The organism is Chryseobacterium sp. CBTAP 102 (genome assembly GCF_003201365.1).
Taxonomy (GTDB): domain Bacteria; phylum Bacteroidota; class Bacteroidia; order Flavobacteriales; family Weeksellaceae; genus Chryseobacterium; species Chryseobacterium candidae.
The window spans coordinates 252692-266485 of the sequence record NZ_QICX01000006.1 but is presented as its reverse complement, the minus strand read 5'-3'; the positions used below and the strand labels follow the sequence as shown (position 1 = coordinate 266485).

Genomic DNA, 13794 nt, shown 5'->3' with positions numbered 1-13794 from the left:
TTTGTATCAGATAAAAGAATAAAAAATAAAATATAATGAAAATAGAACAGATTTATACAGGATGCCTTGCTCAGGGGGCTTACTATATTACCTCAGCAGGAGAAGCCGCAATTATTGATCCTTTAAGAGAAACCCAGCCCTATATTAACAGACTGAAAGAAGATGGAGTAGAATTGAAATACATCTTTGAAACTCATTTTCATGCAGATTTCGTAAGCGGACACCTGGATTTAAGTGATAAAACCGGAGCACCAATTGTTTATGGCCCGACAGCCCATCCAGAGTTTGATGCCATTATTGCAGAAGATCAGCAAATATTTACCATAGGAAATAGTAAAATTAAAGTTCTTCATACACCTGGACACACCCTTGAAAGCTCATGCTATCTGCTGATTGATGAGAATGGTGATGAAAAGGCTCTTTTTAGTGGTGATACCTTATTCCTCGGAGATGTAGGCCGTCCAGACCTCGCGCAGAAAGCAGCAAATATGACCCAGGAAGAACTGGCAGGACTTTTATATGATAGTTTGTATAATAAGATTTTACCTTTACATGATGATATCATTGTTTATCCCGCTCATGGAGCCGGTTCAGCATGCGGTAAAAACATGCAGAAAGAAACGGTAGATACATTGGGAAATCAAAAAAGAACCAATTATGCCCTGAATCAAAAGGACAAACAGAGTTTTATAAAAGAAGTGACAGATGGACTTTTACCTCCGCCAGCTTATTTCGGAATGAATGTGATGATGAATAAGAAAGGATACAGTAGTTTTGATGAAGTTCTTTCAAAAGGGTTGCACGCTCTTTCTCCAGAACAATTTGAGGAAATTGCTGAAGCTTCAGGTGCTTTGATATTAGATGTAAGAAATAACCGTGATTTTGCCAAAAGTTTTATCCCGCAGTCCATTAATATAGGATTGGACGGTGATTTTGCCCCTTGGGTAGGAGCTTTAATTGCTGATGTCAACCAGCCTATTCTGCTCGTTACTGAAAAAGGATCTGAAGAAGAAGCGGTAACGAGGTTAAGCAGAGTAGGATTTGATCATATTTTAGGTTTCCTGGATGGAGGTTTTGAAAGCTGGAAAAAGAGCGGAAAGGAAACAGACCTTGTCAACCGTATCTCAGCAGAACAGTTTGAAACTGAAATCAAAGAAAAAGAAGCAAAAATCATTGATATAAGAAGAGAAAGTGAATACAATGCAGAACATATTCATGACGCATACAGCAAACCTCTGGCCTATATCAATGAATGGATTCATACGATAGAGCCAACAGAACATTTCTATATGCATTGTGGAAGCGGCTACAGAAGTACAATGGCAGCAAGTATCCTGCAGGCAAGAGGATACAGAAATTTTTCAGAAATTGAAGGTGGATTTAATGCAATTGCCTCTACAAATGTTCCTAAAAGTGATTTTGTGTGTCAGACTAAAATTTTAAATACATTAGATTAAAAAAATGCTGGAGATTATAAAAGAACCCTGGCCGTGGTATATTGCAGGTCCGTTGATTGGGCTTACTGTACCTGCCTTATTAATTATGGGAAACAAATCATTTGGAATCAGTTCCTCACTGAGGCATATCTGTGCCGCTTGTGTCCCTGCCAATGTGAATTTTTTTAAATACGACTGGAAAAAAGAAGCCTGGAATCTGTTTTTTGTCCTGGGAATTTTCTTCGGAGGAATGATTACTGCTCATTTTTTGGTAAACCCGAATGAAATAACAGTGAATCCCGATCTGAAAGCTGAACTGGCAGGCTACGGAATTACAGATTACAGCAATCTGGTTCCGTTACAGCTGATGAATTTCGAAAACCTGTTGACCCTTAGAGGATTTATCTTGATGGTTGTGGGAGGATTTTTGGTTGGTTTCGGAACAAGATATGCGGGCGGATGCACCAGCGGCCATGCCATTATGGGACTTTCCAACTTACAGTGGCCGTCTTTGGTGGCAACAGTCTGTTTCATGACCGGTGGATTTTTAATGGCAAACTTTATACTGCCTGTCATACTTTCGCTATAAGTATAATTTAAAATGAGAATTACATTATGATCAAAGAAAAAGAACACGATATACGCCACCAGGATGCTGTTTGTGTAAACGAAAGTACCCTTACTCACAAATGGTATCACAACCTGAAATATCTTGCTGCAGGAATTATTTTCGGAATTATTTTCGTGAAAGCAGAGGTGATCAGCTGGTTCAGAATACAGGAAATGTTCCGTCTGCAGTCTTTCCATATGTACGGAATCATTGGAAGTGCTGTATTGGTAGGAATGATTTCAGTAGGACTGATTAAAAAATTCAAAATAAAAACAATTTATGGAGAACCTATTACACTTACCCCTAAAAAGTTTAATAAAGGTCAGATTTATGGTGGACTGATTTTTGGCTTTGGCTGGGCGATTACAGGAGCCTGTCCGGGGCCTCTTTTTGCTCAGATCGGAACAGGAGCTTTTGCAGTATCTGTTACCCTGCTGAGCGCTGTGGCCGGAACATGGGTATATGGATATTTCAGAGATAAACTGCCTCATTGATATCTTATCTTATAAAAAAGACTGCAGAAAATAATCTGCAGTCTTTCTTTCTAAAGGTTTTAAACATACATATTAATTAAAATAACCATTATAAAAATAGTAAAAAACAGCAAAGGAAAATAGTGAGAAAACGATACAATTTTCAATGGATTTTTTTAAGATATTTGCTTTGTATTAAATAATTCTTACGTACAATGAACAATAACCGAAGAAGTTTTATCAAAAAACTGGGAATTGCAACTGCAGCACTTACCATTAACCCTTTAGAGCTAATGGCCGGAGAACTGCCTGAAAATAAAAAAAACATCAATAAACCTATCGTACTTTCCACCTGGAACTTTGGGTTAAAAGCCAATGAAGAAGCATGGACTATCCTTCGAAAAGGAGGACGGGCTTTGGATGCCGTAGAAAAAGGAGTACGTCTTGTAGAATTAGATCCAAAAGAAAGAAGTGTAGGATATGGAGGCCGTCCGGACAGAGACGGAAGAGTGACGCTGGATGCCTGTATCATGGATGAAAATTATAATATCGGTTCCGTAGCATGCCTGGAACATGTTAAAAACCCGATTTCGGTTGCAAGAGCCGTAATGGAAAAAACACCCCACGTGATGCTGGTAGGTGACGGTGCATTGCAGTTTGCCCTTTCACAGGGGTTTAAAAAAGAAAATCTTCTTACTTCTGAATCAGAAAAAGAATGGAAAGAATGGTTAAAGACCAGCCAATACAAGCCTGTTGCTAATATAGAAAACCATGATACCATAGGAATGATTGCTTTGGATGCACAGGGAAATCTTTCGGGAGCCTGTACTACCAGTGGAATGGCTTTTAAGATGCACGGCAGAGTAGGAGATTCTCCAATTATCGGAGCAGGTCTGTTTGTTGATAACGAAGTAGGAGCAGCTACGGCAACAGGTCATGGTGAAGAGGTTATAAGAACGGTAGGAACACATCTTGTGGTAGAGCTGATGAGACAGGGCAGAAATCCTCAGGAAGCCTGTAAGGAAGCCGTGGAGAGAATTGTTAAAATTAATCAGCGAAGAAACAAAAATCTAAAAGATATTCAGGTAGGGTTTATTGCCATCAATAAACAGGGAGAATATGGTTCTTACTGTATTCAGGATGGATTCAGCTTTGCCGTGTATGATCAGAAAGGAAATCGTCTTGAGAAACCTGAATTTGCTTTGAAATAATTAAAAAATTCAGTAGGAATGGGCTTTAGCCCATTTGAACACATCAAAGATAATTATTGGCTTTAGCCAAAACATAAAATAAATATGAAAAGAACGATGATTGCTTCCTTATTTCTGATTATTGCATGTAAGGAAGAAAAAAAGGAAGTTAAAACAGATATCACACAACCACAGACAGAAGAAAAAATAGTTTTGCATAATGAATCCAATGACGCTGAAGCTGCTCAAAAATGGTTGGAAAAAAGCATCATCGATTATTTTAAAGCAGACATCGGAAATGAAGAAAAGAATATGCAGAAGATCACCACAAAAGACTATTTCGAATATAAAACTGATGCAACAAATGTAGATATGGATGTGGATGGAAGTCTTACAGAAAAAGAATTTCAGAATAAATGGAAGTCCAGGTTTGATACTGATAAAGCTGGAGTCGGTATAGGATTTCTCATTTCTGCACAGGATTGGGATACAATAGAAATCGGCAGTTGTGATTTAAAACTCTCCTCAAAAAATGAATATATATTCAATGTAGTATTGACTGATAATAGTTTTAAAGCCAAATATCCGTCAGTAGTAAAAGTAGTAAAAGAAAACGGTTCTTTTCTGATTGCAGATGTACTGCAGGACGAACCAAAATAAAATTTAATAGATAATACAATGTCAAAAATAGAGATAGCCTGCTTTAATCCTGAATCAGCAGTAATAGCTTTTGAAAATGGGGCAGACAGAATAGAATTATGTGACGGTCTCAGCGAAGGAGGAACTACTCCGGATTTCGAAACCATGAAGAAACTCCGTGAAAAAATCAATATCCCGATTTTTGTGATGATCCGCCCAAGAGGTGGTGATTTTACGTATTCAGATTCAGAATTTGAGCAGATGAAAAATGATTTGATCCAATTAAAATCCTTACATGCAGATGGTTTTGTATTCGGTATTCTGGATGAAAATGATGAGGTTAATATAGAACAGAATAAAGCTTTGGTAAAATTGGCAGCGCCACTTCCATGTACTTTTCATCGTGCTTTTGACCGCGCTGTAAGTTTGGAAGAATCTTTGGAAAAAGTAATTGAATGTGGTTTTTCAACCATTCTTACTTCCGGCCAGAAAACGAATGTATCTGAAGGAAAAGAAAACCTTAAGAAACTGGTTGCACTCTCCGGTGGAAGAATAGAAATCCTTGTTGGAGGCGGACTTCGCGCATCCAATATTGAAGAAATAAGAGCCGTTACAAATGCTGCTTACTTCCATTCTTCAGCCATTACGGATGGTGGAGCTTTCGCTAATGCAGATGAAGTGGCTGCTCTGAAGGGCAGGTAGTATGATATGCACTTAGTTTGTCATTCCAGGCGCAGCGGGAATCTAAACCAATAAAATAGAGATTCCTTCGTGCCTCGGAATGGCAAAATCACTGGTATTGTAACAATACAAACAAATTTATTGATGAATAGAACGATCCTTTTTGCTTTCATTTTCACACAGAATCTCCTTTTTGCACAGTTTTCACAAAGAAGCTTGTCTTCAGAGAACTGGCAGTTTAAAAATTCAAAAGATCAAAAATGGCTTCCTGCGAAAGTACCTGGAACTGTTCATCTGGATTTATTGGATAATAAGATCATTCCTGATCCTTTTAAGGATGAAAATGAAAAGAAAGTACAGTGGATTGAAAATGAAGACTGGGATTATCAGGCAGCATTTACAGTCTCTTCCCATGAATTAAAGAACGATAATATTGATATTGTTTTTAACGGATTAGATACATTTTCCGAAATCTATCTTAATGGTCAGCTGCTGAAGAAAACAGACAATATGTTCAGAAAATGGACAATTCCTGTAAAGCCATATTTGAAATCGGGTAATAATACATTGCAGATTAAATTTAAATCTGCCGTGAATACCGGAAAAGAATTAGCAAAAAAAGTTCCGTTTACAATGCCGGAATCACCCAGAAGCTTTGTAAGAAAAGCACAATACCAGTTCGGATGGGATTGGGGACCAAGACTGGTTACTGCAGGAATATGGAAAGACATTCAGCTGGAATTCTGGAATAATGCTAAAATTATTACCGTCAAAGATATTCAGAAGAAAGTTTCTGACACTTCTAATGACTTGCGCTTTGACGTAGAAATTTATGCTCAAAATGCCGGAGATTATACCTTGGATCTTAATACAACTCACCAAAAAATATCTTTAAAAAAAGGAAACAATACAATATCAGTTCCTTATGAAACAAGCGGGATGAAGCTCTGGCAGCCAAACGGACGTGGTGAAGCTCATCTCTGTGATTTTGAAGTAAAGCTGTCAAAAGATCAGAAAAATATTGATGCTAAAAATATCAGGATAGGATTAAGAACAGTTGAATTAGTACAGGAAAAAGACGAAAAAGGAAAATCTTTCTATTTTAAAGTGAATGGCCAGCCGTTATATATCAAAGGAACGAACTGGATTCCGGGAGACAGCTTTTCTCCGAGAATGACCAAAGAAAAATATCAGAAACTGATTAAAGATACCAAAGATGCCAATATGAATATGATCCGTATCTGGGGCGGAGGTATTTATGAAGACGATGAATTTTACAAAGCCTGCGATGAAAACGGTATTTTAGTCTGGCAGGATTTCATGTTTGCAGGAAGCTTTTATCCGGCAGATGAAGCCTTTTTAAACAACGTAAAAGAAGAAGTAAAAGATCAGGTCAACAGGCTGCAGAATCATCCATCCATTGCTTTGTGGTGCGGGAATAATGAAATTGATGAAGCCATTGTCAACTGGGGATATCAGAAACAGTTCAACTATTCAGAAAATGATTCATTACAGGTCTGGAAAGATTATAAAAAACTCTTCCATGAGGTAATTCCCAATGCATTGGCTGAAAACCTGAAGTCTGATAAAAATATATACTGGCCAAGCTCTCCCTCCATTGGCTGGGGACATAAAGAAAGCCTTACAGAAGGAGATTCCCATTATTGGGGCGTTTGGTGGGGCGAACAGCCATTCGAAATTTACAACGAAAAAGTAGGCCGTTTCATGTCTGAATACGGTTTTCAGGGCACGCCAAGCCTTGAAACCACAAAATCAATGTTTTCCGGAATTCCGGATTTAAACCTTCAGAATCCAACCATAAAAGCCCATGAAAAGCACACCCGTGGCTGGGATATTATTAATGAATACCTGAAGCGTGATTACAAAATTCCAACGGACTTTGTACAATACAACTATGTTTCACAGCTCTTGCAGGCAAGAGGAATGCAGATCGCTATTGAAGCCCATCGCCGTGCAAAACCTTATAATATGGGAACGCTGTATTGGCAGCTTAACGATTGCTGGCCGGTGGTTTCATGGTCTTCTATTGATTACCTTGGAAACTGGAAAGCCTTCCATTATCAGGCGAAAAGAAGCTTTGAGCCTGTGTTGGTGTCCATTGCTGAAACCGATAAAAGTTATGATATTTATCTGATCAGTGATCTTGTGAAAGAATTTAATGCAGATATCAAATTTGAACTCATTGATTTTAAAGGAAAAATACTTTGGAAAAGCAATCATTCAGATAATATAAAAGCTGATGTAAGTAAGATAATACGAAGTATCAGTAAATCAGAACTGGGTCAGTTTGATTTGTCTAAAGCTGTTTTAAAGATCAGTTCTGAAAAAGATACAACATTTGAAAAGCTGTTCTTTTTTAATAAACCAAAAGATCTGAAACTTTTAAAACCTGAGATTAAAATCAGAAAAATATCACCAACAGAAATTGAAATTTCAACAGATATGCTGGCTAAGGACATTTATTTGATTGGTGATACCCATTTCAGCGATAATTTTTTTGATCTCTTACCCGGAACTCCCAAAAGAATAATTCTCTCAAAGCCTTTGGAAAAAGTTGAATTAATGAGCTTTTGGGATGTGATGAGTAATGAAAATTTATAAATGGTAATGGCTAACTTTTATTCTTATAAAATTTGATTGAATTACCAAAAAATGGTAACTTTGATGTATTAAGTTTAAAATCAAAATCATATGGGACGTAATACGTCAGTTTCTTTAGGTGATTATTTTGAAGATTTTGTAGATCATAAGATTGCCGAAGGACGATATAAAAATGCAAGTGAAATGATCAGAGCTGGTTTAAGATTACTTGAAGAAGAAGAAAATAAAATTCAAATTCTTAAAAATGCTATTCAGGAAGGTATTGAAAGCGGAATAGCAGCTGATTTTAATCCGGAAAAACATTTGGCCGCATTAAAAGCTAAAACAAAAAGGTAATGGCTCAATTTACTTTTACCAATAAAGCGGTTGAGGATATCACTAAAATTTATGAATATACTTTAGAATTTTGGTCAGAATTTCAGGCCGATAAATATTATGGTGAACTCATTTATTTTTGTCAGATGCTTGCGGAAAATCCTAAGATTGGAAAATCCTATCCTGAGCTTAACTATGATATTTTTGGCTTTTTATCAAACAAGCATATTATATTTTACAGAATTATTGGAATAAAAGAAATAGAGATTGTTAGAATTCTTGGTGCTGAAGTAGATTTGAAAAACAGGATGAAAGATTAAGCTATTTGATAATTTAAGCAAATCCTGGATCTGAAATAAACAGGTTTATGGATTCAATAAAAAAGCAAGTCTGCTAAAGCTTTGAGAAGAGAGTCTTAATATCGGATTTATACTCAAAAAAATATAAATTATACCCTTCCAACTCAAAAATCAGCCGTAAATTTGCATTATATTTCTTTATAGTTATGGTAAATTTTGTTCTGATTGCAGTGTGTATCATTGCAGGAATGGTATTCAAAGCAACAAAATCTATCCACCCCGATGCTCATAAGGGTATCAATACCTGGATTCTTTATCTTGCTCTTCCGGCAGTTTCGTTTAAATATCTGCCTAAAGTAAAATGGACAACAGAGATGCTGTTCCCCATTGCAGCAACATTTTTAATTTCTGTGTTCTGCTTTTTCTTTATGATGTTTTACAGTAAGAGCAGGGGATATTCAAGGCGGTCCAGAAGTACTTTGGAATTGGCAAGCGGATACAGTAATACTTCATTCATAGGATTTCCCTTAATCAGTGCCTTTTATGGTGAAGGGCTTCTGAGTATTGCGATTATCTGTGACCAGACAATGTTCTTTGCCCTTTCAACCCTCGGAATTATTGCTGCAGTAAAAGGAGGAAGTAAATCCGGAAAAGTAAGTGCAATATTCATTGTAAAAAGGTTGGTTACGTTTCCTCCGTTAATTGGATGTATTTCCGCTTTGGTGTTGTCGCAGTTTATTGACTTTACTGTTGCAGAGCCTTTCTTTGATAAACTAGCTGCTACGGTAAGCCCGTTAGCCTTATTTTCGGTTGGATTACAGTTGAAATTCAACGGATGGAAAAAACTGATTCCCCAGATGTCGATGTCGATGCTTTATAAATTGATTCTGGCACCTGCAATTGTTTTGGGAATGGCTTTATTATTGGGAATAAAAGGAAATGTGGCAAAAATTACAGTATTTGAAGCAGCAATGCCAACATTGGTTACCTCAAGTATCATCGCAGAACAGTTCAGGCTGAACACAAAATTAACCAACCTTATCATCGGAGTCAGTATTATTGTAGGATTTATTACCTCTGCATTCTGGTATGAGATTACAGAACTTCTTTTTTAGTCATTCATGAATCCTTTCTTCGATCCTTTCTGAATTTGTGTTGTTCTTTTATCCGCACACTTTGTCATTCCGTAGGAATCCAATCTGTGGTGTTTGATAATATAGTTTTTTTGATAATAAGGTTTTGCAAACTGAAATGTTGAGATTCCTACGGAATGACATAATGAAAACGGAGAATGTAGCGTTTAAATGTCTGTTAAAGGAGTACAAAAGAATCTCCACAAAGTTGCAGTTCTCTCAGGAAAAATTTAATTTTACACTTTAAATATTTCCCTTGCAATACGCTCAAATTGTTTTACCCCTGAATTTAAAAGGATCTTTCACATATAAAGTTCCCGAAGAAATGATATCTGAAATCCAGCCCGGAATGCGTGTTCTGGTGCCGTTTGGAGGAAAGAAAATCTATACAGGAATCGTTTTTGAGCTTCATGATAATATACCAGAAAACTTTGTCGCCAAGGAAATTATCAGCATGCTGGATGATCAACCGATTCTTCCTCAGGGACAAATTGATTTCTGGAACTGGCTTTCGGAGTATTATCTGTGCAGTCTGGGGGAAATTTACAGGTTTGCATTTCCTTCTTCTTTGAAATTGGAAAGTGAGACCTATTTAAAATTAAAACCAGGAGCTATCATAGATTTTGAAAACCTGGATGTTAATGAAATGTATCTTATTCAGGCTCTGGAAGTACGGCAGCTGATTAATCTGACAGATATAGAAGCGTTTATTCCTAAAAAAGATATCATAAAAACCATCAATTCTCTTATTGATCTTCAGTACATTGAAATTGATGAGAAAATTGCCGAAAAGTATAAAGCGAAGGAAGTTGCTTATGTAAGAATTAATGATGAGGTTTTGGGCAATCAAAATCTTACGGATATTCTTTTGAAACTGAATAGAGCACAAAAACAGAAAGATCTTTTCCTTCTTATTCTGGAAAAACAGACGGAACATCCGGATGTTCCCATCAAAAAATCTGAACTGTTTGAGGAAGGTTATTTTGGAAGTTCCCACTTCAAACCTTTGGCAGACAAAGGTCTTGTGGAAGAATACTTTATGCAGAAAGACAGGATTGAAAGCTATGAAGGAGAAATCGAGGAGCTTGAAGAGCTTTCCGAACAGCAGAAAACAGCAAAAGCTGAAATTGATGAGGCTTTTGAAGAAGGGAAGAATGTCCTGCTTCATGGCGTTACTTCATCAGGGAAAACCCATATCTACTTAGAGAAAATTGATGAATGCGTCCGCGACGGAAAGAATGTTTTGTTTTTGCTTCCGGAAATTTCGCTTACCAAACAGATCACCCAAAGATTAGAGAAAAAATATGGCAGACAGATTGGTTTTTATCATCAAAAACTGACTGATTTTGAAAGAGTGGAAGTATGGAGAAGAATTAAACAGAACGACATCCGTATTCTGATCGGAACCCGTAATGCATTATTTTTACCTTACCAGAATCTCGGGCTTATTATAGTAGATGAGGAACACGATTCTGCGTACAGACCAAGGGAAGTTTCACCTTATTTTAATGCTAAAGACGCTTCTCTGGTTTTAGGCAGGCTGTATAAGGCAGGAGTTATTCTGGGATCAGCAACGCCTTCTGTCGAAAGCTACTACAGTGCCAGAAAAGATAAAATGAAATACATCTTTCTGAATGAAAGATTCGGGAATGTTAATTTACCGGAATACGAACTGATCAATTTCAAGGAAGCTCAGGAATCTAAAAAGGTGTCCGGAAATTTCTCTCTGAAACTTATTGAGGAGATAAAGAAAACAGTAGATGAAAAGAATCAGGCGATTGTTCTCCATAACCGTCGTGGCTATTCCAATGTCATAGAATGTGAAAGCTGCGGCTATGTGAACTACTGTTCCAATTGTGATGTGGTAATGACGTATCACAAAGCGGCAAATGAAATGAAATGCCACTATTGCGGACAAAGAGCTTCAAAACCGAAAACCTGCCCGAAATGCAGTTCTGAAAACCTGAACGAAAGAGGAGTTGGAGTAGAGCAGATTCACGAAGAAGTTTCCAGACTGTTTCCTGAAAATGAAGTAGACAGAATGGATGTCGATTCCATGCGTAAGAAATTTGCCTACGAAAAATTGTACGAGAAGATTGAAGAACGGGAAACAGACATTATTGTAGGAACACAGATGATTTCAAAGGGATTGGATTTTGATCATATTGAGCTGGTTACGATTCCAAAAGCGGATTCCTTATTATATGTACAGGATTTCAGAGCGGAAGAAAGAGCGTATCAACTGATCACGCAGGTTTCTGGAAGAGCCGGAAGGGTTTCCGGAAAAGGTAAGATTCTTATTCAGACCTTTAATCCTGATCATTCTGTATTTCAGCTGATCAAGATGAACAATCCTGCAAAGATCTATAAATATATTCTTACAGAACGTCAGAAATTCCATTATCCGCCTTTCACCAAGCTGATCATGATTGAATTGAAACACAGAAGAGAGGATAAAGCAGACCGGGCATCACAGTTTCTGGGTTCTATCCTCAGAAAATATCTTCCTGAAGAATGTGTTTTAGGTCCGGAAAGAGCACCGATTGCAAAACTGAATAACTTCTATCAGTTCCAGATTATGCTGAAGCTTCCCCGTGGGAAAAACTATGAAAAATTCAAAAGCATGGTTTTGATAAGTTTGAAAGAATTTGATGAAATTACTGCATATCAAAGCATTAAAAAAGATGTTTTTGTTGATTTTTAACAATTTTTAACAAACTTTACACTCTTTTATAATGGAGCTGTGGTCCTTTATATAACAATAATTTCTACTTTTGGACGTTGATTAAGTGTTTGGCTCTTTTAATGAATGATTTAACCTTTCGTTTTTTACAGAGTCAAAACTATAGAACAAAAAGAAGATAGATGGTAAATTTCAGAAAATATATTTCAAGTGCGGCGGTGTTGGCTTCTGGTCTTTTCCTGGCTCAATCTACCGTTTCTACCGTTCTTTATTCTCAGAATTATGACAATCAGAAAAGCAGTTTAAACCTGCCTTCACCCGTTACTACAATGGTGGAGAAGACTGTTTTGTCAGCAAAAGAATTGGTAGACATTAATGTAAACACAATGATGGCGGATCCTGTGCTGAAAAATGCAACCTGGGGATTCGTAGTGTACGACCCGAAAACGAAGAAGATCATCTCTTCGTACAACGAAAATACTCCCTTAGTTCCTGCTTCTACAACCAAATTACTGACAACGGAAACCGCATTAAATATGCTGGGTGAAAACTACCGCTGGATGACTCAGCTGGAGTATTCAGGAACGATAGATGAAAACGGAGTTTTGAATGGAAATCTTTATGTGATAGGAAGCGGAGACCCTTCTTTGGGAACAAACAAAGCAGGTGCAGCATCTTATAGAGATATTATTTCAGATTTCGTAGGCGGCGTTTCAAGAGAGGGAATCAAAAAGGTAAATGGTGATATTATCATTCAGACAGCGCTTTTCAAAGGCAATATTTCAATGCTTCCGGAAAATGTTGTATGGTTGGAAAACAATAACTATTATTTACCGGCAGGAAGTACCCGAGATATCAACCCGGCGAACGAAAAACTGATTGTCAAAAAAGGAGGTTTCTCCACAGAAAAGAAGTTTTTCTATGTTTCCCCTTACAATCATCAGATGGTATATGCTGATAAATACGAAGGAAACGGAGCTTTAACAACCAAAATTCCTGATGCACCGGCTTACCTTGCCAACTCTTTCAGAACAACATTGGTAAAAAGCGGAATCCCTGTTACCGGGAAAGTTACTCCCAAAATGACAGATGCATCACCGGAAAACAGAAAAATGCTTTCAGCGTATAAATCACCAACTTTAAACGATATTATTTATTATACCAATCAGCACAGTGATAATTCATTGGCAGAAGCTTTGCTGAGAACAGTAGGATATCAGAAAATGGGTGACCAGACTTCAGAATCCGGAAGAATAGTAGTGACTAATCACCTTAAAGATGCCGGTTTTGATATGACCGGACTCAACTATATTGATGGGAGCGGACTTTCAAGAAGTAATAATGTAACTCCTATTTCGCAGGTGAAGTTTCTTACTTCTCTGATGGATCAGAAATACTACAGATCTTATCTGACCTCTTTACCCATCGGAGGACAATCCGGAACACTCAAAAGAATGTTTAATGTAGGAGGGAACGGACAGGTTTTTGCTAAAACAGGAACTTTGAACAAAGTGAAAACATTAGCCGGTTATCTGAAAACCAATTCAGGAAAGACACTGGTTTTTTCTTTGATGGTAAATAACTATTCCGGATCAGTAGATATGGTGAAGAAAAGAATGGAAAAAATTCTTGAACCTGCACTGGATCTTTAAAAAAATTTTATTTTATATATTATAACAGCCTTTTAATCATGAATTAAAAGGTTTTTTTTAT

General features: G+C 37.1%; 12 protein-coding genes. All 12 read left to right on the top strand.

From position 1 onward, the window contains the following. The first annotated feature begins 35 nt into the window (after positions 1-35). The 12 genes from C8D70_RS11030 (at position 36) to dacB (ending at position 13733) form a co-directional block, all read left to right on the top strand. Positions 36-1457 carry an MBL fold metallo-hydrolase gene (locus C8D70_RS11030; protein WP_110367349.1) on the top strand — a complete coding sequence of 474 codons (1422 nt, stop codon included), beginning with the start codon at positions 36-38 and terminating at the stop codon, positions 1455-1457. A gap of 4 nt (positions 1458-1461) precedes the next feature. Then, positions 1462-2025, top strand: a complete 564-nt coding sequence (locus C8D70_RS11025) for a YeeE/YedE family protein (protein ID WP_076597107.1) — start codon at positions 1462-1464, stop codon at positions 2023-2025. A 26-nt stretch (positions 2026-2051) separates the two neighbouring features. Next, positions 2052-2540: a DUF6691 family protein gene (locus C8D70_RS11020; protein ID WP_110367348.1), complete on the top strand. Its 489-nt coding sequence runs from the start codon at positions 2052-2054 to the stop codon at positions 2538-2540. Between the two features lie 194 nt (positions 2541-2734). Continuing rightward, entirely contained in the window at positions 2735-3730 is a 996-nt protein-coding gene (locus C8D70_RS11015; protein ID WP_110367347.1) for an isoaspartyl peptidase/L-asparaginase family protein, read from the top strand. A gap of 84 nt (positions 3731-3814) precedes the next feature. Then, a complete protein-coding gene (locus tag C8D70_RS11010) occupies positions 3815-4369 on the top strand; it encodes a hypothetical protein (RefSeq protein ID WP_228408014.1) in 555 nt (184 codons plus the stop codon). 18 nt (positions 4370-4387) lie between these two features. Beyond that, the gene (locus C8D70_RS11005; protein ID WP_110367345.1) at positions 4388-5050 is read left to right on the top strand and encodes a copper homeostasis protein CutC; all 663 of its coding nucleotides are present in this window, start codon (positions 4388-4390) and stop codon (positions 5048-5050) included. A gap of 123 nt (positions 5051-5173) precedes the next feature. After that, complete coding sequence (locus C8D70_RS11000; protein WP_110367344.1) at positions 5174-7651, top strand: beta-mannosidase; 2478 nt, start codon at positions 5174-5176, stop codon at positions 7649-7651. Between the two features lie 90 nt (positions 7652-7741). Then, entirely contained in the window at positions 7742-7987 is a 246-nt protein-coding gene (locus C8D70_RS10995) for a type II toxin-antitoxin system ParD family antitoxin (protein WP_110367343.1), read from the top strand. Continuing rightward, a complete protein-coding gene (locus C8D70_RS10990) occupies positions 7987-8286 on the top strand; it encodes a type II toxin-antitoxin system RelE/ParE family toxin (protein WP_110367342.1) in 300 nt (99 codons plus the stop codon). Before C8D70_RS10995 ends, C8D70_RS10990 begins: the two co-directional genes overlap by 1 nt. Positions 8287-8471: 185 nt before the next feature. After that, complete coding sequence (locus C8D70_RS10985; protein WP_076597101.1) at positions 8472-9380, top strand: AEC family transporter; 909 nt, start codon at positions 8472-8474, stop codon at positions 9378-9380. A 274-nt stretch (positions 9381-9654) separates the two neighbouring features. Next, complete coding sequence (gene priA / locus C8D70_RS10980; protein WP_110367341.1) at positions 9655-12102, top strand: primosomal protein N'; 2448 nt, start codon at positions 9655-9657, stop codon at positions 12100-12102. Between the two features lie 161 nt (positions 12103-12263). Next, complete coding sequence (gene dacB, locus C8D70_RS10975) at positions 12264-13733, top strand: D-alanyl-D-alanine carboxypeptidase/D-alanyl-D-alanine-endopeptidase (protein WP_076597099.1); 1470 nt, start codon at positions 12264-12266, stop codon at positions 13731-13733. Positions 13734-13794 lie beyond the last annotated feature (61 nt).